At 38.6% G+C, this 22,414-nt stretch carries 19 protein-coding genes and 1 rRNA gene; 9 read left to right on the forward strand and 11 right to left on the reverse strand.

Translation table 11 applies throughout. From position 1 onward, the window contains the following. Window positions 1-42 precede the first annotated feature (42 nt). From H6G44_RS04875 to H6G44_RS04885, 3 genes are all read left to right on the forward strand, one after another. Window positions 43-828 carry a BMC domain-containing protein gene (locus H6G44_RS04875; protein ID WP_190385769.1) on the forward strand — a complete coding sequence of 262 codons (786 nt, stop codon included), beginning with the start codon at window positions 43-45 and terminating at the stop codon, window positions 826-828. Between the two features lie 394 nt (window positions 829-1,222). Continuing rightward, window positions 1,223-1,435, forward strand: a complete 213-nt coding sequence (locus H6G44_RS04880) for a hypothetical protein (protein ID WP_190385768.1) — start codon at window positions 1,223-1,225, stop codon at window positions 1,433-1,435. A gap of 497 nt (window positions 1,436-1,932) precedes the next feature. Further along, window positions 1,933-3,126, forward strand: coding sequence for a Coenzyme F420 hydrogenase/dehydrogenase, beta subunit C-terminal domain (locus H6G44_RS04885; RefSeq protein WP_190385767.1), 1,194 nt, complete (start codon window positions 1,933-1,935; stop codon window positions 3,124-3,126). Between the two features lie 35 nt (window positions 3,127-3,161). Here H6G44_RS04885 and H6G44_RS04890 read toward each other — a convergent pair whose 3' ends face one another. Together H6G44_RS04890 and H6G44_RS04895 are read right to left on the reverse strand one after the other, a co-directional pair. Continuing rightward, complete coding sequence (locus H6G44_RS04890) at window positions 3,162-3,539, reverse strand: GxxExxY protein (RefSeq protein WP_190385766.1); 378 nt, start codon at window positions 3,537-3,539, stop codon at window positions 3,162-3,164. 43 nt (window positions 3,540-3,582) lie between these two features. Further along, window positions 3,583-4,812 carry a methionine gamma-lyase family protein gene (locus H6G44_RS04895; RefSeq protein WP_190385839.1) on the reverse strand — a complete coding sequence of 410 codons (1,230 nt, stop codon included), beginning with the start codon at window positions 4,810-4,812 and terminating at the stop codon, window positions 3,583-3,585. An 86-nt stretch (window positions 4,813-4,898) separates the two neighbouring features. Between H6G44_RS04895 and H6G44_RS04900 the strand changes: the two genes are divergently transcribed. The 4 genes from H6G44_RS04900 (at window position 4,899) to H6G44_RS04915 (ending at window position 8,931) form a co-directional block, all read left to right on the forward strand. After that, the gene (locus H6G44_RS04900; RefSeq protein ID WP_190385765.1) at window positions 4,899-5,714 is read left to right on the forward strand and encodes an acyl-CoA desaturase; all 816 of its coding nucleotides are present in this window, start codon (window positions 4,899-4,901) and stop codon (window positions 5,712-5,714) included. A gap of 230 nt (window positions 5,715-5,944) precedes the next feature. Beyond that, entirely contained in the window at window positions 5,945-7,003 is a 1,059-nt protein-coding gene (locus tag H6G44_RS04905; protein ID WP_190385764.1) for a fatty acid desaturase, read from the forward strand. A gap of 146 nt (window positions 7,004-7,149) precedes the next feature. After that, on the forward strand, window positions 7,150-8,226 hold the full coding sequence (locus H6G44_RS04910; protein ID WP_190385763.1) for a fatty acid desaturase: 1,077 nt from the start codon (window positions 7,150-7,152) through the stop codon (window positions 8,224-8,226). A gap of 162 nt (window positions 8,227-8,388) precedes the next feature. Further along, window positions 8,389-8,931 carry a DUF3172 domain-containing protein gene (locus tag H6G44_RS04915; protein ID WP_190385762.1) on the forward strand — a complete coding sequence of 181 codons (543 nt, stop codon included), beginning with the start codon at window positions 8,389-8,391 and terminating at the stop codon, window positions 8,929-8,931. 101 nt (window positions 8,932-9,032) lie between these two features. On the opposite strand, the gene H6G44_RS04920 is transcribed toward H6G44_RS04915, so the two are convergent. From H6G44_RS04920 to H6G44_RS04950, 7 genes are all read right to left on the reverse strand, one after another. Then, window positions 9,033-9,761 carry a Bax inhibitor-1/YccA family protein gene (locus tag H6G44_RS04920; protein WP_190385761.1) on the reverse strand — a complete coding sequence of 243 codons (729 nt, stop codon included), beginning with the start codon at window positions 9,759-9,761 and terminating at the stop codon, window positions 9,033-9,035. 40 nt (window positions 9,762-9,801) lie between these two features. Next, window positions 9,802-10,461, reverse strand: coding sequence for an AMIN domain-containing protein (locus H6G44_RS04925; RefSeq protein WP_199291739.1), 660 nt, complete (start codon window positions 10,459-10,461; stop codon window positions 9,802-9,804). Between the two features lie 261 nt (window positions 10,462-10,722). Continuing rightward, complete coding sequence (locus tag H6G44_RS04930) at window positions 10,723-11,646, reverse strand: hypothetical protein (RefSeq protein ID WP_190385760.1); 924 nt, start codon at window positions 11,644-11,646, stop codon at window positions 10,723-10,725. Between the two features lie 386 nt (window positions 11,647-12,032). Next, complete coding sequence (locus H6G44_RS04935; protein ID WP_190385759.1) at window positions 12,033-13,091, reverse strand: hypothetical protein; 1,059 nt, start codon at window positions 13,089-13,091, stop codon at window positions 12,033-12,035. Window positions 13,092-13,545: 454 nt separating this feature from the next. After that, window positions 13,546-15,723: a cation:proton antiporter gene (locus tag H6G44_RS04940; protein ID WP_190385758.1), complete on the reverse strand. Its 2,178-nt coding sequence runs from the start codon at window positions 15,721-15,723 to the stop codon at window positions 13,546-13,548. Window positions 15,724-16,639: 916 nt separating this feature from the next. Continuing rightward, window positions 16,640-17,863, reverse strand: coding sequence for an MFS transporter (locus tag H6G44_RS04945; protein ID WP_190385757.1), 1,224 nt, complete (start codon window positions 17,861-17,863; stop codon window positions 16,640-16,642). A gap of 44 nt (window positions 17,864-17,907) precedes the next feature. Then, window positions 17,908-18,882 (reverse strand): glycosyltransferase family 2 protein, encoded by a 975-nt coding sequence (locus H6G44_RS04950; protein ID WP_190385756.1) that lies wholly within the window; start codon window positions 18,880-18,882, stop codon window positions 17,908-17,910. A gap of 163 nt (window positions 18,883-19,045) precedes the next feature. Here H6G44_RS04950 and ctpC point away from each other — a divergent pair, with 163 nt between their 5' ends. Further along, window positions 19,046-20,332 (forward strand): carboxyl-terminal processing protease CtpC, encoded by a 1,287-nt coding sequence (gene ctpC / locus H6G44_RS04955; protein WP_190385755.1) that lies wholly within the window; start codon window positions 19,046-19,048, stop codon window positions 20,330-20,332. A gap of 5 nt (window positions 20,333-20,337) precedes the next feature. Here the strand turns inward: ctpC and H6G44_RS04960 are convergent, their stop codons facing one another. Continuing rightward, the gene (locus tag H6G44_RS04960; RefSeq protein WP_190385754.1) at window positions 20,338-21,468 is read right to left on the reverse strand and encodes a serine/threonine-protein kinase; all 1,131 of its coding nucleotides are present in this window, start codon (window positions 21,466-21,468) and stop codon (window positions 20,338-20,340) included. A 217-nt stretch (window positions 21,469-21,685) separates the two neighbouring features. Next, entirely contained in the window at window positions 21,686-21,814 is a 129-nt protein-coding gene (locus H6G44_RS20485) for a hypothetical protein (RefSeq protein ID WP_276513833.1), read from the reverse strand. A 488-nt stretch (window positions 21,815-22,302) separates the two neighbouring features. On the opposite strand from H6G44_RS20485, the gene H6G44_RS04965 reads away from it, so the two are divergent. Next, window positions 22,303-22,414 (forward strand): 16S ribosomal RNA (locus H6G44_RS04965); the annotation flags it as partial.

The raw sequence follows: 22,414 nt of genomic DNA on the forward strand, positions 1-22,414 counted from the left end.
GTGATTGAAAACGCTATACGAACCTTATCCTGGAAAATTTAGATGGAAACATATAATCAAAGTGCTTTGAGTAATGTTCATGCAGAACGTCGGCGTGATAGCCTCAAAGACACTGCTTTAGGTTTAGTCTCAACTCTCAGTTTTCCCGCTATAGTTGGCACGGCTGACATGATGTTAAAGTCGGCTGGAGTCCACTTAGTTGGCTATGAAAAAATTGGTAGTGGTCATTGTACAGCAATTGTCCGAGGTGGCATTGCTGATGTCCGCTTGGCTGTGGAAGCTGGGGTACAAACGGCTGAACAGTTCGGACAGTTAGTTTCTAGTTTGGTGATTGCGCGTCCCTATCCTAATTTAGATATAATTCTACCTATTAACCGTCTGACTCGATTTATGGGAGATGGTAGATACAGCCGTTTGAGTAATCAAGCGATTGGGTTGGTGGAAACTCGCGGATTTCCGGCTATGGTTGGGGCTTGTGATGCTATGCTTAAAGCTGCTGATGTCCAATTAGCATCTTATGAGAAAATTGGTGCTGGTTTGTGTACGGCAATTATTCGCGGTTCGGTGGCTAATGTAGCTGTAGCTGTAGAAGCAGGAATGTTTGAAGCGGAGCGCATTGGTGAGTTAAATGCAGTTATGGTGATTCCTCGGCCTTTGGATGAGTTGGAGGAAACCTTACCTGTGGCTAGTTGCTGGATAGAAGAACGTCAAACAGTGAATATACCTATTAATATTAAAGATAAAATAACAGATGTGGAAGCGGTGGAGTTGCCTGATTTAGCGAAATTACCTGTGAGGGTGAAGGAGGAAATTTGGTATGATGAATAATACTAGTTATTCCACAGGAAAAAGGAATTAAATCCTGCATATACCTAATTCATTTCATCTGTTCGTTTTTGACGATAACGCATAATCAGGGCAATTGTTGACCTGACTGCAAGAAAGTCCGGCGCGTTTTTTATCTGGTGGGGGTTAAGTTGTATTTCGGTAAAATATTAAATATTGGGTGAGTAAATCGAAAGTGTTAAATTGATTCCAGCACGAATAGATAGTGTTAGTTGAATGCAGCAAATAATGGCATTATTTAGAAATAGCCACATCAAAGTTTTTCCATAAATTTGTTGCCATTTTGCCTTACTTAAGTATATTATAAATAAAATTCCCGCAGGTGATTTAAACCTACTGGTATTAATAGTCTTTAGTAATTTGGAGATTAGTAGAAATGCCCTTATTTTTCTTGATCACATTAGTTACAGGTGTAATGACTGGCTATCTCTTCAAAAAACATGATGATGAAATCACTAATATTGCAGGTGTTTTTACAGCCGTCATTTTTATTGTAAGTTTAGTGTTAGCACCTTGGCCAATTCAGTTTGGCTTATTAATGTTTGTGGTCATTGTTAGTAACAAGCTGCTGAAGAAAAATTGGTTTTAAATCAATTTTTGCAATATTTAGAGATCCAAAATAAAATCAAGTCGGCAACTATCCGCACTTTCTCAAATATAATTTGAAGGGAAAAGAGGGTGTTGATAGTTGAATATAAGACGTTATCGCCTCAAAGATAAAATTTGTAAGTCCTAGGCAAATTATAATATTTATATCAGAAGAGTTAAATTCATTTATATGACAGAACCTCCCAAAATTATAAAATTTAGGAGGCTGTCTTAGAAGATAAAATTAATTTCTTTACGCCAGGGTCGTAACTCGGTCAAAAGAGACATAGGACAGTCTAGATTCCAAATCATTAAACATAACAATAACTTGTCCATTTCCTGCTTTGTTGGGTTATGGCTTCGCTACACTCCGCCCTCTTCTTTACGCCGGAAGCATCTATGCGTGAAACAAAACTCTTATTCACCTTAAACCGCCAACTTAACATCCCCAAACGGTAAGGTAATAAAAGCCATATTTAGTAAAAATAAACAAAATAGATGACATCCATAGAATCCCACAAAAAAGCCAAAGCCCTCAAACCCGGAAGCGTGCGCCCCGCCAAAGAACTCTGTAGCGAATGCGGACTATGCGACACCTACTACATCCACTACGTCAAAGAAGCTTGCGCCTTCATTACCCAAAGAATAGACGAACTAGAAACCACCACCCATAACCGCCCCCGCAACCTAGAAGACGAAAACGAACTCTACTTTGGTGTACACCAAGAAATGATGTCCGCCAGAAAACAACAACCCATTGAAGGCGCACAATGGACAGGAATAGTAAGCAGTATAGCCATAGAAATGCTCAATCGTGGCTTAGTTGAAGGCGTAGTTTGTGTACAAAATAGCAAAGAAGACCGCTTTCAACCCATGCCCATAATAGCCCGCACTCCAGAAGAAATACTAGCCGCTAAAGTTAATAAACCCACTTTATCCCCCAACTTGTCCGTATTAGAACAGATAGAAAAATCGGGAATGAAACGGTTATTAGTCATTGGAGTAGGTTGTCAAATCCAAGCATTACGCGCCGTCGAGAAAAAACTCGGCCTGGAAAAACTCTATGTACTGGGAACACCCTGCGTAGATAACGTTACCCGCGCTGGACTGCAAAAATTCCTAGAAACCACCAGCCGTTCCCCGCAAACAGTTGTCAGTTATGAATTTATGCAAGACTTCCGGGTTCACTTCAAACACGAAGACGGTTCAGAAGAAACAGTCCCCTTCTTCGGCTTAAAAACCAACGTCCTCAAAGACATCTTCGCCCCATCATGTATGAGTTGCTTTGATTATGTCAACTCCCTCGCTGATATCGTTGTCGGATATATGGGTGCACCTTATAAATGGCAATGGATAGTAGTCAGAAATGATACAGGCAAAGAAATGTTAGAACTAGTTAAAAACCAATTGGATACCCAACCCGTCATATCCCAAGGAAACCGAAAACCAGCAGTACAGCAAAGCATACCAGCTTACGACCAAGCAGTTACATTACCCATGTGGGCAGCGAAATTAATGGGAGTAGTTATAGATAAAATTGGACCAAAAGGACTAGAATATGCGAGATTTTCCATAGATTCCCACTTTGCGAGAAATTATTTGTATGTGAAGCGGAATCATGGAGAGAAATTAGAAGCTCATGTACCGGAGTTTGCGAAGCGGATAGTGGAGCAGTATAAGTTACCGGAATGATGGCTCACGCAGAGGCGCAGAGACACAGAGAGTTTTCAGAGGCCGTTGACTACTCGTGTGATACCGTCTTTGATCAGTGGGACGTTAAAGTTGATTAGTAGTCCGACTTTTTTATTAGCAAGGCGTAGATAGGTTAATATCTGCTTTTTGTGAACAGGATGAATTGTTTCCACTGATTTGAGTTCGACAATCACCTTGTCTTCAACTATCAAATCAGCCCGGAAACCCTCCTCCAAAACCACACCTTCATAGATAATCGGAATAATTACCTGTCTTTTCACTTCTAACTTGCGTCGCCTTAACTCAACATCCATCACCGTCTCATAAACCGACTCAAACAAACCAGGTCCCAAACTAGTGTGAACCTTGTAAGCCACATCAACAATAACTCCCGAAATCTCATTCTCAATCATACTCTCTGTGCCTGGAGCGTCTCTGCGTGAACTAAATCTTACATTATATCTCCCCCACAGCCTCAATAGCCGCTTGTAAAGCAATAGATACATGAGTCCAATGTGTACCCCCTTGGCAATAAACCACATAAGGCTCACGCAATGGTCCATCTGCCGATAGTTCTAAGGTACTCCCTTCGATAAATGTCCCTCCAGCCATGACTACCTGGCTTTCGTAGCCTGGCATATCGTCGGGTATGGGGTTTAGATAAGATCCTATGGGCGAATGCTGCTGTATGGCTTTACAGAAGGCGATTAGTTTTTCGGCTGAACCGAGTTTAATGGCTTGAATTACGTCTCCTCTGGGAGCTAATGGTGGGGGGTTGACTGGATATCCCAATTTGTCAAATACATAACCTGTCAGGTATGTTCCTTTCATGGCTTCCCCTACCATTTGCGGGGCTAAAAATAATCCTTGGAATAACAAGCGGTTTTGATCAAAGGTCGCTCCGCCTTTGCTACCAATACCGGGGGCTGTCAGTCTACAAGCGGCTGCTTCTACTAGGTCGGCGCGGCCAGCTATATAACCACCTGCACTGACAACTGTACCCCCAGGATTTTTAATCAGTGACCCAGCTATGAGGTCCGCACCAACATGGGTTGGTTCTTTGGTTTCTATGAATTCACCATAGCAGTTATCTACAAAACAAACGGTGTGCGAATTTTGTTGTTTGACTATATACACAATTTTTTCTATGTCGGCTATGGAAAGGCTTGGCCGCCATGAGTATCCGCAGGAACGTTGAATCAATACTAATCTTGTGTTGTCAGTAATGCTAGTGCTTAATTTTTGCCAATCTATTTTTCCTTGATCAGTTAATTCCAATTGGCGGTATTTTATGCCAAAATCAAGAAGAGAACCTTGGCCTTGTCCTCTCAAGCCAATCACCTCTTCTAAAGTATCGTAGGGAGAACCGACTACTGCTAACATTTCATCCCCAGGACGAAGTACACCATACAGCGCACAAGCGATCGCATGAGTTCCCGAAACAAACTGCACTCGCACCACCGCAGCTTCAGCACCCATCACCTGGGCAAAAACTTGATCTAAGGTTTCTCGCCCCAGATCGTCGTGTCCGTAGCCACTTACACCTGCAAAATGGTGCGCGCCTACTCGCTGATGACGAAAGGCATCTAATACTCGTTTAAGATTATGCTTGACCTGCGCGTCAATTCCAGAAAAAATTTCTAATAGTGTCTGCTCTGCTTCCCGCAGCCTCTCAAAGCTGTTCATCATTTCCTCATTCAAAAACATAAAATAGATATGCGGATTTTAGGATCGCGCAGACTGGGCTGAACAATTTCTATTCAGGTTACTGCATGACAATTGCTACTTCTAAACCTCACATTAACTGGGTTAATACCCTATTTTTCGTTGCATTGCACGTCGGCGCTCTCTTTGCCTTGATTCCTAGCAATTTTAGCTGGAGGGCAGTAGGTGTTGCTTTATTGCTTTACTGGGTGACTGGAGGTTTAGGTATTACTTTGGGATATCACCGTCTTGTCACTCACCGTAGTTTTCAAACACCCAAATGGCTAGAGTATATCTTGGTAATTTTTGGGACACTATCTTGTGAGGGCGGTCCAATTGAATGGGTGGGGACACATCGGATTCACCACTTGCATTCTGATACTGAATCTGACCCCCATGATTCAAATCAAGGTTTCTGGTGGAGTCACATGGGTTGGATGATTCATTTCGCTCCCGCTCACGATCAAGTTCCTCGCTTTACTAAAGACATTATTGATGACCCAGTTTATCAGTTTTTACAGAAAAATTTCATTTTCTTACAAATTGCTTTGGGCTTGGTTTTATACTTCTTCGGCGGTTGGCCAATGGTCGTCTGGGGAATTTTTGTCCGCATTATCTGGGTTTATCACTGTACTTGGTTGGTAAATAGTGCTACCCATAAATTCGGATACCGCACTTATGATTCCGGTGACAGATCAACTAATTGTTGGTGGGTTGCTATTCTCGTATTTGGGGAAGGTTGGCATAATAATCATCATGCTTTCCAATACTCTGCCCGTCATGGTTTGGAGTGGTGGGAAATTGATATGACTTGGATGACAATTCAGTTATTACAATTATTAGGTCTAGCTACCAATGTGAAACTGGCAGAGAAAAAGGCATAATACAGATTATATGCCTAAAGTCAATAGTTTGATGCTGAATCTTTGGCTGGAAACTATTGACTTTTTGTCTGTAAATGCAGCAATTTAAAATTTATTTTTTTTAATTGCTGACTAACTATCCTAAGTTGTTGTTAACTTGCTATAATCTCAGAAATTAATGTTACAAAACTTTGCAGGAAATTACTTTTTTTAGTAACCTTGCATTGCTGTCTGTTGTTTTTCAGGTATTCATGACTACATCGATCATCAAAAGTCAGGAAGTAGCGGTCTCCACAGACCTAGGTAAAGACCAATTCCAACTAAAACATATTATCAAAAGTCTGCCCAAGGAATGCTTTCAAAAAAATAGCCGCAAAGCATGGACAACTGTAATTCTCAGTTTATCTATGGCCGCACTAGGCTATTATTTTATAGCCATTTCCCCTTGGTTTCTCCTACCCCTAGCTTGGATTTTTACAGGAACTGCTTTAACAGGTTTTTTTGTCATTGGCCATGATTGTGGTCATCGTTCATTTGCAAAACGTCGTTGGGTAAATGATTTGGTGGGACATTTCTTCATGATGTTCTTAATTTACCCGTTTCATAGTTGGCGGATTAAACATAATCATCACCATAAACATACTAACAAGCTAGATGAAGATAACGCTTGGCATCCTATTAGAACAGAAGTTTTTGCAAGTTGGTCTAAAAATAGACAGTCCGCCTTTGAGTTGTTCATGCGTCAACGTCTTTGGTGGGTAGGTTCGATTGGACATTGGGCTGTTGTGCATTTTGATTGGCGCAATTTCCAGAAAAAAGAACAAGCTGGTGTTAAACTATCTGTGGCCGTAGTAGTTGCTTTTGCAGCTATTGTTTTCCCAGCTTTAATTATTACAACTGGTGTTTGGGGCTTTATTAAATTCTGGTTTATTCCCTGGATAGTTTACCATTTCTGGATGAGTACCTTCACCATTGTTCACCACACTTTGCCAGATGTTCCTTTTAGAACTGCTGATAAATGGAATGAAGCTTTAGCACAGCTATTTGGCACGATTCATTGTGATTATCCTCGCTGGGTGGAAATCCTTTGTCATGATATTAATGTTCATGTTCCCCATCATATTTCCACTGCTATTCCTTCCTATAATTTGCGGTTGGCTTATAGTAGCATCAAAGAGAATTGGGGTCCTTATCTCCATGATGAATATAAATTCTCTTGGGATTTGATGAAGGAAATTACTAATCAATGTCAACTTTATAAAACTGATATTGGTTATACTACTTTTGAAGCATATCGGGCGGCTAAATAATCAGGAATTAAATTACTAATTATTCTAGTTTGGCAATTAACCAAATTTGACAATGTTTAGTTAAATTGCCAATATCCCCCAGTCTAAATTCCAGAGGTAACTAAATATTACCTCACAATTAGTTTTTAACTTAATCAACCAACCCAGTGCAATTAGATACAATTCATTTCAATCAAGCCCCTAGTGGTGAATCTTCTGAAGGTCAAGAAAAATTACCGTTTACTCTTCAAGATTTAAAAGCTGCTATTCCCGCTGAATGTTTTCAACCCAGTGTAACGAAATCACTCTATTATTTCTTTCGTGACGTTCTGATTGTGGGACTGCTGTATGCAGTGGCCAATTATCTAGATTCTTGGTACTTTTGGCCAGTTTTCTGGGTCATGCAAGGAACAATGTTTTGGGCTTTATTTGTAGTTGGCCACGACTGCGGACACCAATCTTTTTCTAAGCATAAATGGTTGAATGATTTAATTGGTCATATTACCCATACTTTTATTCTCGTTCCTTATCATGGTTGGAGAATTAGCCACAGAACTCACCACAAAAATACAGGCAGCTTGGAAAATGATGAAAGCTGGTATCCTGTCTCTGAATCTGAGTACAATGAGATGCCCGTAGCGCAAAAAATCGGGCGCTTTTATTTGTTCTTATTGGCTTATCCAGTGTATTTATTCAAGCGTTCTCCTGGTAAAGAAGGTTCTCACTTTTCACCCAGTAGCCCACTGTTTAAAGCTTCAGAAAAATGGGACATTATAACTAGTACCACACTGTGGATAGGTATGGTAGGATTGCTAGGATTTTTTACCTATCAGTGCGGTTGGATGTGGTTGTTAAAATACTATGCTGGACCATATATTGTCTTTATTATTTGGTTAGATTTGGTGACTTTCTTGCACCACACTGAACCGGGACTTCCTTGGTATCGTGGAGAAGAATGGAGTTTCCTCAAAGGGGCAATTTCTAGCATTGACCGAGATTATGGAATTTTTAACCACATTCATCATGATATCGGTACTCATGTTGCTCACCACATTTTCTTGAATATGCCTCATTACAATTTGTTAAAAGCAACTAAGGCAATTAAACCGATAATGGGTGAGTATTTCCACGAATCAAAAGAACCAATTTGGAAGTCCTTATGGAATTCTGCTATTGGTTGTCATTTTGTTCCCGATACAGGTAGTAAGGTTTATTACACCTCAAATAATCAAAATGTCAAGTAATCGGTAAATTATGGAAATCAATGAAGTCCGCTAATGCGGGCTTTTTTTTATTTTAGATTGTCTTGAAAACTAAAAATGGCGGATAATTATCCTCAAGACTCGGCATACTGAATAAGAGAGAAATTAAAAAACCACTCTTGGCATGAAGGTAAGAAAGCGAAAATGAGACGTAAATCTTCCACTACTAAACCAACTAATACCCCTAAAGCCTCTATTTTCCAATCCCCTATCTTTAACTTCGCCAGCATTGCCATTTTTGGAGGGGTGCTGATTTTGGGAATTGGAATTGGGATTGCGTTTAGTTCTACAACTACATTGAGTTCATCAAATGTGGCTTCCCGTGAGTTCATTGATACCAGAGCACCAAATCCTGAAATTTGCGTCCAGTATGGAGCTAGTGCAATGGTAATGGATGCTAGATTATTTGTAACTCTTAATCCCTTTAATGTCTATGTTGCCCAGCCGAATATCCGCCCTGGCTGTGTAATTCGTCAAAATAACTGGGCAATTTTAGAAAACAAAAAACTTGTAACATCAGATCAGGTAAGAGAATGTAAAAACCGTCTCAATACCTTTGGCTTTACGGGTGACTTAAATAGTGAAAAGCCAGATATTAGATGTATTTATCAAAATGAATCGGCTCAAAATTTCTTTTTATCTCAACCAGGGGCTGTGGGAACTCCCCAAGATACAGAAAGATTTTAAATATAGGAGTCAGGAGGAAAAGGAAGAAGAGGAAGTTTAAAACTTTTTCTTTCCCTTTTTCCTTTTCCTGACAAGTTTAAGTTTTCTCCACCTACATATACTTAGTCACGACCATTAATGGCAATGAGCAAACGTAAGATAAAAACAAATAAGTTAATGTAGGTGAGATACATTGACAAAGCTGCCGGTAAATACTCATTATTGCGGTAAGTGCGAGGCAAGATGTAGAAATCAACTACTGAAGCTCCCGCGAAGAGAAATACACCCAAACCAGAGATACCGATTTCTAACCAACTGGGTGTATAAACGCCAAATAAGGCAAAGACAAATTGCAGAAGACAAACCACCAATAAAGCAATAATGCCCAAACTAATAGTTTTTGTCAACGCCATGCCGTCTGCTTCCGAAAGGTTAGAACCAATTTTCCGCGCAGCAATGAAGGTAACGCCACAACTAAGAGCAGCAATACCAATACCTTGAATACCTACTCCTTGGGTTTTCAAAGCCACAAAGACTAAGCCACTCAGGGTATACCCAGATAATAGACTGTAAATACCTAATAAAGGTAATGCTAGAGCCTTATTACCTTTTGATGCTACATTTTGGGCAACGAAGAACAAAATTAATTCGAGAATTACCGCTCCAAAGAAAGTGGGGAAAAAGAGTTCAGGATTAGTGCGGATAATACCTAAACCACCATAAGTACCCAGGGCAGTTAGTACCAATCCACCACCCACGTAGGGGAGAGCGTTAGCGATGACATTTGGTCCAACGATTCCATGAGTTCCAGCTTCACGGAAAGCTTCACGAAAATTACTCGTATTACTCATATCTAAAAATTGAAACTGCTGATTTCTATTTTTACAAATTTTATAAATTATTGGGTAGAGGTTGACCAAATTCAATAATGGGAATATTGGGGAAACTATTTTTGTTTTCTAAAGGTGTGGACAACATAGCAGGAGGAAGCGGGGAATTGATAATTGGCGCAGGGTTTTGAGAATTTAGAGGTGGAACTGTGATTAAGGGTTGTTGGGAGTTAGTTGTGAGATTTATAGATGGTGGTAGGGTGGTAGAGGGTGTAGTTAAGAGACTTTTGGCGGCAGAAAAGGTAATATGAGGATTTAATACCCAGCGAGTGGGTTTTTGTCGGGAAAGAGGTTGAAGTTGTATTTGTTTGAGTTCTAGCTGAGTTCCTGTTGCTAGGTCGAGAACTATTCTGGTAATATTGGCGTTAAGTTGGGAAATGCGAATTCTCTGAACTGCACCGGAAAATTCTTTTTGAGTAAGGACTTTACCTAATTTGGTATTAGGTAAATCGAGAACTAAACGTGGTGGTTGCATTAAGTAAAAATATTCAGGTGTTGTGGTATTGGAAAGATTAATTTCTAATTGCTGGGTTTTGGGGTTAAATTTCCAACTATTCAATTGTGCTGATAGTTGAGCAATACTGATGCTAGGGGTGAAAGCAATCAAGCTAAATAAACTCACCCCCATAAATGGAAGAATTTGATTAGTCCCAATTTTCATAATTTGATTCTTTGAAATTGCAATGTTTAGCACGGACTACGGACTATTATAAAAATTGACGTTGGATTATGTCGATATAAATTATACCTAAGTTTGATATAAATAATTATCAGTTATTATGAAAACTAATTATAATCAAGTTTTTCTCAATTAGTAATAATTATTCATCTACCCAACAGATCCTCTAAGTAAGGATCTGTTGAGTTGAATAATAAAAGTAGTTTCAGTCTCGGTAATTGAATGGTTCAATTGAGCTAAAAGTTAATCAATAGCTGCTCTTAATTTTTTCAAAACTCTACCAATTTCTACAAAGTCTTGATTTTGTGAGAGTCCTAGCAGGACTTTCGGACTACTTTCGTTGACAATATTGTTATACCCAGTAATAGCAATGCTGAGTTTATTTATGTCTACAGATGCTGTGGCATTCACTTGAGCTATGGTCAAACTTGCCCTTAGAGCTTTAGTATTAGTTAATAACTCATTTTCGGGTAATTTTGCTGTGCGATAACTTCGTTTGATAGAACTATTAACAGGACTTAAAAGATTAGCGAGGGATTCTAAAAGTCCTCTCGATAATTGTGGAGAAACCCCTATGGTGGCAAAGGTGTTAGTAAGTTCAGTAACTATAGATTGTGCATTTGAACCACCGCTGATCAAGTTACTAATAGTTCCGTTACCACCAGGGCTTGCAAGCTCGGTAACTAAACCCCTAAAAGCTTGATTTAGAGAATTTTGGGACACAGGTGTAATTCCCAGGGTTACACTTCCATCAGCTGCTGTTGTGGTAGTAATATTAGGTGATTTACTGATTGGAGTGAAGTTAATGTTAATTCGTGGGACTTGTTGATTAGGATTTCCACTAGTACCCCCAGCATTACCTTTACTGGGACCTGGACTGGTAGTAGGTTGAGGTGTTGGATTAACTCCTCCACTAGTACCCCCAGCATTACCTTTACTGGGACCTGGACTGGCAGTAGGCCTAAATGTTGGTAGGGTAGTAGGCCTAAATGTTGGTAGGGTAGTAGGTTGAGGAGATGGAGATGGATATGGATTAACTCCTCCACTCATACCTCCAGCATTACCCTTACTGGGGCTAGAAACTTGAGCTTGGTTTACTGGCTGGAAACTAAACAATATTAAAGGACTAAGGCTCAGAGCCAAAAAGAGACTGCTGGTTTTTAACATGATGATTTTCTACCAAATATGAAAGTTGAAGTGCTTACTTGAGGTTTGCTCAATAAAATTAGAAATGAAGACAAAGGAGGACTTCAAGATTTTTTGATACTTCAGGTTTTGGTATAGAATCCATTTGGTATCTATTTTATAACACTTACCTGATAAGAGTTATAGTGATCTTGACTGATTCTCCCTTGTCCATACTGGGGGATAACTCTAGTAAAGATGCCAAATTGACCCTATACAAACATCCCAAATCACTCATTTTTCCCTATCAGATATGGGAAACTGAGAATGTATAACGACACCACACAGTTAATCAGGATTAATCCATTAGATAACTAAAACAGTTTCCTGTGCGTTCAGATTCTCACCAACAACTTTTTCCGTTAGCCCTATTTCGGTTGGAAATTGAAACCATAACCCATGCTGAAAACGAATACCGTACCACCCTGACTATTATCTGTGATATCCGCTACTTGGGTTGTAATTGTTAGTGGCATGGTGGGGACAGGAACGTAGGATGCTCCAATATTTAAACCAACTCCACTCCAACCTAGACCGACACCAACTTGGGGATGAACCTGTACACCCACACCTGTAAATATTCCAGTACTGGCGTTACCTTGCCTAAAATCACCGCCTCCAGCACCCAGCGAGAAGGAGATAGGCATTTGATTAATGGGATCTTGAGGCTTTAATAAAGAATAAGCTGTTGCTACCCCATAGGCGCTAGAAGGTCTAATAGCTTCATCTCCGTATTGAGCAAAGGTGTTCCAACCAGCAGCCACACCAACTTGATTAGTTCCTTGGTTGTAGACAATGCGGTGGACTTTGATATCAAAAGTTCCATTGGCGTTAAAGTTGTTGATACTACCAATAGTCCAGCCGAGTTCAACCCCAGCTAGTTTCCTAGCATCTCCTAGACCAAAACCTGTAGTGATACTACCATCCAGACCCGTCTCTCTATTACCACCAAAAGCTCCTGATCCTACCACAAACCCATCGCCCATGTTAGCTCCAAAGGCACTAGGACCAGCAAAATTCAGTCCCGGACTATAGGATTGCTGTTTGGGAGTGAGTGTATAAACCGGCTCTATTAATAAATCTCGACGGATTTTATCAGTATCAATTGATGTATCATCTGTTTCCACAGATTTTGCCTGGGCAGTTATTTGTGGTTGTTGTTGGTGAGTAATAGATTCAATTTGTTGTTCAGAAATAACCTTCTGGTTTAATTCCGGGACTGGGATTACCTGCTGACTGGTGGGTAAAAAGATCACCTTTGCAGTTTCATCTGTATTTAATGTGGTTTTGTCTAATACTTGATTGTCAGCCATGATCTCGTCTGCTGCGAATGCAGAATTAACTGACATGACCCCGGCCAGTAATAAACTTGGTAGGGTTAGCAATAATCTCCAGTAGATACCACGGGCCCAAATCCTTGGCGGCATGGTAAAATTATACCTGATATTCAAGATATATTCCTCCAAAATATTTACAGCAAAGCTAAAAACCTACAATTCCCTATCTTTGCAAACAGGGTCTAGAGAGCATAAATTGAAACCATGGCCTTAACTCACTCCTAAAAGTTAGTTCCGGCAGTATTGTGTTGTATTAATTGAGGTATACCATTTTAGTTAAGTTTAAACTTAAACTAAGTAAGGAAAAAAATTTTACAACCCCGGTCTCTATATTTATAACATGAATGCAAACAAAAAACATCTAAGTTCTACATAAAATCGACTGAGTATTTTTACTCGAGTGTATCAATGGTCTGTCAAGATCAATGTCAGGTAAACTAGATAGTAACAACTCTAATTTTGTGGAATAGCCGGGGTTGAGTATTGTACTTAGAGTTGATTTTTCACAAGGCTACAATGGATAACTTTTAGACTGTTAGAAAAGTTAATGATGAATTTCCTGAGTATTAGTTGCTGGGAGGAGAGCGGTAAGATGTGAGGTAACTTGACTATAACGACGGGTAATAAGTAGTGAAGAACGACATTGGATAGCAAGTTGATCTGTATATCTTCCCAGAGTTTGACGTTCTATTCCCCAGAGACGACTAGTACCAACAATAGTTAAATCAACGTTTTCCGAGGCTGTAACTACGGTTCGCATTGGTTCTGGGGATGTGACACTTTTGATTTCAATGCGATCGCGCACACTCTTTGGTAACTGCTCAATCATGGCGTTTAGTTCATAACTTAATTCATCTTGGGTATGATTGGCTGTGAATACCTGTAAGACTTGTAACATACAAGTATCACGGTTAATGAGCATCCTCAAAGCGATAATTAATGCTAAATCGTCATGAATATTAGCGGAGTAAGGAACTAATAAACTTTCAATAGCGTTGCCTCCCTTATCCACAAATACAGCCACATCTACGGGTGTAGTTCCGAGAATTTGTCCAACTCTTCCCCCTAAGCGATTGCTACTAAAAGCTGGACGATGCCAACCAAGGAGAACTAAATCTGGTTGTTCAATTTTGGCTATCTGTGCTGTTTCTCTGGCAACATTACTAGATATGCGAACTATAGGATGGATATAGGAGCGTATTTCTGGTGGTTCTAGGGTAGCGATTAATTCTTCTAGTTTTTGACAACGTTCAGCAATAAGTCTGTCAGCTTCATTGGGGCTGCTCTCAAAGCCGTAGTCTTCTTCTAGTTCAATGAAACTGAGGGGATAAACTACAGCGGGTTGTCGGTTGTTGACGGCGATCGCTGTAGCTAATTGTAACAAACCTTTTTGGGCAGCGGGATTAGCTACGGGAACTAAAATTCGATATTGGGCAATGTAAGCTTCTGGTAGAGCTTCTATTGGGATTTCTGCTTCTGACTCAACTATATCTAATCTTATCAAGCGTTTTGGATAGGTCCATTCCAGTAATGGTGAAGTCATGAATGTTGTCACCAAAGCCATAATTACTAACATGGTAAAAAGCAAGGGTGTAATTACGCCCAACTCTAAACCAATATTCAAGACAATTAACTCGGTTAAACCGCGAGTATTCATCAACCAACCTAGGGCTGATGCTTCGCGTTTGTCAATACCGCTTAACCTGGCCGCTACATAAGTGCCAGTATACTTACCGCCAATTGCTACTAATAAAATCAAAGCAGACAATAACCATAAATTAGGACTATTGAGTAAACCAATTTGTGTTTTTAACCCACTGTAGGCAAAGAATATTGGTAATAGAAAAATGAGGACAAAATCTTCAGTTTTGATAGCTAATTCTCTAACTAATTCCTCATCTTTGGGCATGACCGCACCTAAGAGGAATGCCCCAAAAATCAGGTGAATGCCAATAAATTCAGTGATTAAGGCCGAAGCAACAACTCCCATATAAATTATAGCCAGCACCAATTGACTCAAACGCCCAGCCCGATGATGATGTTTACTCAAACTTTTGAGAAACCACCGCCCAATTGTGAACATGAAGCCAATATAAACAACGCTTTCAATAATAGTGAGAATAGCTTGTTGATCAATACTACCATGACGAGCAACAGCGATCGCTACTGCTAAAATACACCAAGCTGTCACATCATCTACTGCAGCACAAGTTAAGGCTAATGTCCCTAAACGAGTTCCCTGTAAATTATTTTCGGTGATAATTCTCGCCAATACGGGAAAGGCAGTAATTGACATGGCCGCCCCTAAAAACAAGGCAAAAGGGGCAAAATTTACATGGTTATTAGAAACCAAAGGATAAAGTACAAAAGATAATCCAAATGCAGAAGCAAAGGGAACAATAATACTGAGATTAGAAATCAGAATGGCAGTTTTTAAGTTACCACTCAGATATTTGGGATTTAATTCTAACCCAATCAGAAACATGAAAAATATTAGCCCAATTTGTGATAAAACATTCAAATAAGGCATTGTTTCTGCTGGAAACAGGCTATGTGCTAATCCGGGAGCAATTAAACCAAATAATGATGGACCAAGCATGATACCAGCGAAGATCTCACCAATAACCAATGGTTGTTTAATTGCTTTGAATCCCAGTCCCACAAGTCGGGATAGTCCAATAACAATCAACACCTCAATCAAAACGAGAACAACTGTGTGCATATTTTCCTCACTGACGATTAGCTGAATTAACTATGATAATTCTTGACAATAGTGTAAATTGTCAACCTAATTAGATATATTTTCAGAAAATTGGGATAATTTATTTTTAAAGTCCTAAGAAACTTGAGAATTAGCAAGTATCAAAACCAGATTCAGAGAATCTAGGAGTTAAAACCTTTAATTAATAAATTATTTCTTCCAGAATGGTTGAACCTAAGCAATAAATCAAATTGAGGAAGATTTCTAACCAGAGATAAATTAACTAAACAAAATAGAAGAAATTCTTCAAAGTTTTGTTTCTTAATTTTATCTAATCTTCGGCTTTTTCATTTATTTACTGACCCATTTAAGTTAGTAATAAAATTATGTAATGATTGTCCAGACTTTATACTCACCCCTTTTGCTACTTTTAGCAATGATTTTCTTTTGATTGGTGAAATTTTTCCTAAATGTAAATCTTTGAAATATTCATAGTTTTTTACTTCTTGAAACAGATTTGTATACTCTAGGTAATATTCGTCTATCACTCTCGCTGTTACTTAGTCCTCTCTTACTATAAGTTTATGGATTTATACTTTTACATCCATTACTTCATCTGCGTTGTAAAGTTTTTCTTTCTGATTCTTTTATTCATTGTACTCAAGAATTGGCGGAAGAGAAATAAAATTCTACTGAGTACAAATAAATTAGTATTAAGATGTAGTTAAAATTGTGCTAAGTGCAAATAAAACTGTATTGAGTACAAATAAAATTGTACTAAATGCGGATAAGATTGTACTAAGTGCAAATTAGATTGCATTAAGATACAATTTAAATTACATTGACTGTAGATAAGATTGTACCCAGTGCTAATAAGACTCTATCAAGTGCAAGTAAAATTGTATTCAGCACAAATAAAACTTTACATCATAAATAATTATTTTACGGCATAAATATCTTCTGTGCGACCCAAAGCAAAACGTACAGATTCTAGAACATTACGACTAGATTGGGTTAGGAAGATAATCATAGCTAAGACAGTAAAACCTGTAGTCAAACCAAATATACTGCGATAACTAAGGATTTCAGCAAATGTACCAAAAATAGGACCAGCTAATGCTAAACCAATATCAAATCCCATTAGGGAAACACTAAATATTCTACCTCTTTCATAAGGTAAAGCTCTATCTGTCATTAATACAGAAATCATAGGAATGAGTGTACCAGTAGCAGCACCTTCCATTAATGCTCCTAATAAAAACATAAAAGAGTTATTTGCTTGCCAAATGCAAATAATAGAAAGAGTGTAAGCTATTAAACTCAGAGTAATAAATAAACCTCGTCCATGTTGATCTGAAGCTTTACCAGTAAATAATCTACAACTAAAACTAGAAACAGCAGCAACAGAGAAAAAGAAACCTGGATTTAAATCAATTCCTGTAGATTTGATGAATAAAGAGATAAAAGTATGTAAACTACCTAAAGTTAAACCACTCAAAAATAAAACAATAGCAGGAATCCGTACAGGAGGACTTATTAATATTTGCCAAAAGTTATAATTTTTGCTATTATTTTGTCTTGGAACTAATGGTGGATTGACAATAGGAATGATACATAATAAACCCAAAAAACTTAAAGCCGCAGACGAGAGAAATAATGGAGTATAACCAATACTTGCTTGTAAAAATCCACCAATAGCTGGACCTATTCCCACACCTAAAGGACTGACCAAACTCATATAACCGACAATTTCACCACGACGGTGTTCTGGTGCTAAATCACTAACTAAGGCGATGTAAGCTGTAGCAAAAGCAGCAATACTAATGCCATGAAAAGCCCGAATTAAGAGAAGAGGAATGATTGATTTAACAAATAAATATCCTAAAGGAGCGATCGCTGCTACAGACATTCCGATCAATAATACTATTTTACGACCCCGAATATCTGCTAAAATACCCATTGAAGGACGACATAATAACATTCCAACAGCAAAACTACCCATAACAATGCCAATTTCTTGCTTAGTAGCGCCAATATGTTCAATGTACAAAGGTAAAGTTGGCAATAATGAAGACAAACCAGACCAGAAAAATAAACCTGCTGCAAATAAGATGAGCAGGTTTTTCTGCAGTTTAGCATCAGAAGTATTAAAAGCTTTCACGGCAGATGTAATAATGGTAAGAGAGTTATTTTATCATTGTTACGTTACTTAACATTTTTCGCCACAACTTCCCGCACCCGATAGATTGGTCGTCCTTGAGATTCATGATAAGTTCGCATTAGTAACTCTGCCAAAAGGCCAAAGCAAAATAACTGAACCCCTGTGAGCAGCAACAAAACCGCTAAAATTAACAAAGGACGGTTACCAATATCTACATGAAAAGCCAACTTGAGGAAGGTTAAATATATGCCTATTGCGCCCCCAAAACCCATAGAAATTAAGCCTAATAAGCCGAATACGTGCATAGGACGGGTGAGGAACTTTTTCATAAACAGAATAGTTAATAAATCCATCAATACCCGAAACGTCCGCGATATACCATATTTACTTTGTCCAAACCGCCGCGCATGATGACGCACAGGTACTTCTGTAATTCTCGCCCCTTCGATATATGCCAAAGCAGGTAAAAAGCGGTGTAATTCTCCATAAAGATTCATATCTGCGACTAATTCAGCCCGATAAGCTTTCAGAGAACAACCATAATCATGAATATAGACGCTAGTAGCACCACGAATTAACCAATTAGCGATTTTAGAAGGAAGTAAGCGATTTATTGCCCCATCTTGACGATTTTGCCGCCAACCACTAACTAAATCATAACCTTCATCTAATTTTGCTAATAAAAGGGGAATATCCGCTGGGTCATTTTGCAAATCAGCGTCTAGAGTTACAATTACTTTTGCCGTAGCATAATCAAAGCCCGCAGACATAGCCGCTGTTTGTCCATAGTTACGTCGTAAAATCACCGCTTTTAAATCAGTCCGGATTTGCGCTTGTTCCTTGAGAAATTCCGCTGAACCATCATTAGAACCATCATCTACACAAATGATTTCATAATTCAATTGATTAGCTGTGAGCGTGGTAGAAATTGCTTCTAGTAATAAAGGTAGACTTTCTACTTCGTCTTTTATTGGTAAAACTACGGATACATCCAAAATTGGTAATTGATGATTCATCATTACTAGTAAGTGATAACTGATGGTTAATTTTACATGATTGCTCAACAGTCTGGTAGTATACGTAAATAAGTACCAATTACCAATTACCAATTACCAATTACTAATCGTTGTGTTAGATTGGGCATACTTGATATATATTTTTTCTCTTGACACAGATGCCATTATGGTAATTACAAAAAGTAAACTGGTTTTGAGTGCTACGCTGGTAACTCTTTCTACAATCGCTGCCACAGGTCTCGGCATTCACTCGATTGGTAAGGCTTCATTTGAAGACAGTCACAAGGATTTGATAGATGAAGTTTGGCAGGTTATTTACTACCGATACGTAGATGGCACTTTTAATCAAGTAGATTGGCAAGCTGTACGCAAAGAATATCTAAACAAGTCCTATACTGATGACAAGGCAGCTTATAAGTCCGTCCGGGAAATGCTGAAAAAGCTAGAAGACCCTTACACCCGGTTTATGGACCCAGAGGAATTTAAGAATATGCAAGTTGATACCTCTGGAGAGCTTACGGGTATTGGTATTACTATCAGTCAAGATGAAAAAACTAAACAACTGGTTGTAATTGCTCCCATTGAAGATACACCAGCATTTAAAGCAGGTATTTTAGCTAAAGATATCATTCTCGAAATTGACGGCAAAAGCACCAAAGGCATGGATACTAATGATGCAGTCAGTCTAATTCGTGGAGAATCAGGCACTAAGGTGAAGCTGACAATTCTGCGGAATGATCAGAAAAAACAATTTAATATTCAACGGGAGCGAATTGAAATTCATCCTGTCCGCTTTTCGGAAAAGAAAACCCCATCTGGTAATATTGGCTATATTCGCCTGAATCAATTCAGTGCCAATGCCAGTAAGGAAATGAAAAACGCTATTAAGAACTTAGAATCTAAACAGGTTTCTGGATATATTTTAGATTTGCGCGGTAATCCTGGAGGGCTGTTATATGCGAGTATAGAAATTGCTCAGATGTGGATGAATAAAGGCACAATTGTTTTTACTATTAATCGCCAAGGCACGCAAGATAAACAAGTGGCTAACGACTCGGCTTTAACTGATAAACCTTTGATAATATTGGTAGATAAAGGTTCGGCTAGTGCTAGTGAAATTCTTTCTGGAGCATTACAAGATAATAAACGGGCAACTTTGGTAGGAAATCAAACTTTTGGTAAGGGTTTGGTTCAATCAGTGCAACCTTTAAAATCTGGTTCAGGTTTGGCTGTAACTATCGCTAAATATCATACTCCCAGTGGAAAAGATATTAATAAACATGGTATTGACCCAGATGTGAAGGTAGAATTGACTGATGCCCAACGTCAAGAGTTATGGTTAGGTGGACGGGATAAATTAGCGACTCCTGAAGATCCTCAATTTGCCAAAGCTGTGGAATTATTAGGTAAACAATCTGCTGAAAATACCAATACAATTAAAAAAAATAATTGATTTATTTACCCATTACCAAGAAATTTGGCTTTTAATTCTGCTAATTCTTGATCTATTTCACTTTGGACTTTTTTGCCACTATTCACTTGAGTTTTAAGTTTTTCTAATTCTTGTTCAATTGGATTTTGCGGTTGAGGTTTACTACTGGTAAATTGAGTTTTCAATTCTTGCAATTCTTTCTCAATTTGGGTGGAAGTTTTAAATATAACCGGAGGTTGAACTATAGGTGGAGTTGTTTGTGTCCGGGGTACAAATGATTGTTGAAAATTCAAATCTTTGAGAACTTCATTAACTGTTTGGTAGCGATAACTGGGGATAGTTTCTACCATTTTGTCAATGACCTGACTCAATTCTTTACTGACAGGAGTTTTCAGATATTGTCCCCAGACCCAAGTGGCATTATGGGTATCATAAACATCAAAAGGCGATCGCTTTGTTAACAAATTAATACAAGTTACTCCTAAACTGTAAATATCGCTGGCAAAAATTGCCTTTCCCCGCATTTGTTCCGGGGCGACATACTCAGGACTACCTATACTGGTTCCCGTGCTGTTTAAGGCTGTTTTCGTGGCGGATTTTGCAGCCCCAAAATCAACTATAACTAATTTGCGATCGCTATGGCGACGAATAATATTTTCTGGTTTAATATCTCTATGTATGACCTGCTTACTATGACAAAATTGTAATACTAGTAACAAATCATTCAGTAGTTGTCGAATCTGTACCTCGTTTAAAGGCCCATTTTGTTTTAATTCTTGGTATAAATTCAGTCCATCAATAAATTCCTGAACTAAATACTGTCTGTTATCTTGGTAACAATAGGCTAAAAGTTCAGGTATTTGGGAATGTTGCCCCAATTCATCCAACTGTACAGCTTCTTGCTCGAATAACTCTATAGCTTTTTGTACCGTATTTATACTCTGTGATTGAGGGAAAAATTGTTTAATTACACAAAACGGCTTTGAGGGTTTATCCCCATCAATAGCGACAAAAGTTCTACCAAAACCACCTTGTCCAATGGGTTTAACAGCACAGTAGCGTTCTTTCAGGAATAACTTCGTACCACAGGTTTGACAAAACTTAACATCATCATTGTTTTCTGGTTGGCAACAATGGGGATTAAGACAATAAATCATAAATAAATAAATTATACTTATTTTTATTGTGCCTTGTGTCGGACAAAACAGAGCTTATTAACTTTTATCGTAATAGCAGTTCCCATGCTCGTGAGGTACAAATTTTTTTAATTTTAGCGAACAGGGGGAGCAGGAATGAACTAGTGTGCACTGTATGAAACTGGGGAACGATATAAAAAACTTTATCATTAGGTACAAGTTCTTTTTGCAGTTGCTTTCACAAACCAATAGCTTCCGCTTCAAAAGGTGCTTTATCCTCTAAACCGCGAAAACCTGATGAATTAGGATCAGGACTTACGCAACTGGCATAAAGAGTGAAGGGTAAGTGCGCGGGCAAATAGATCATTGTAAACGCTTGTCCTGATCTGATTTTTAATCATACTCCCCATGAAGACAATATATTAGTTATATCTAATACCATTGGAGGCTAAACAAGCAGCACAATTGGTCTGGAAACTGTGAAGTCGCAAACTGGACATTAACCTGGCTTACAAATTAAGACTCCAATTCTCACGACAAACATAATTGTATGGTATGCAGCGCGAGAAACCTGGGAAAATTAACGACTAAAAACCTTATCTCATAAGGATTGTAGACAAAATAAGAAATAAATTCAAAAAAAGATGGAAAAAGTAGTTGACAAAGCAAAGTAAGTTCGATATATTAAATAAGTGCCGAACAGAGAAGCCAAAAGAGGCAACGCCGAACAGCACACCGAACCTTGAAAATATTATAGTTTGAAAGCCAGAATACGACAAGTACCCTGCGTCAGAAAAAGAAAATAACCTGACCGTGGTTGTAAAAACGGTTGAAAGAGCTTATAACAGACGAACCAAAATGGAGAGTTTGATCCTGGCTCAGGATGAACGCTGGCGGTATGCTTAACACATGCAAGTCGAACGGTCTTTTAGGAGACAGTGGCGGACGGGTGAGTAACGCGTAAGAA

This window comes from Aphanizomenon flos-aquae FACHB-1287 (assembly GCF_014698755.1).
Lineage (GTDB): Bacteria > Cyanobacteriota > Cyanobacteriia > Cyanobacteriales > Nostocaceae > Dolichospermum > Dolichospermum flosaquae.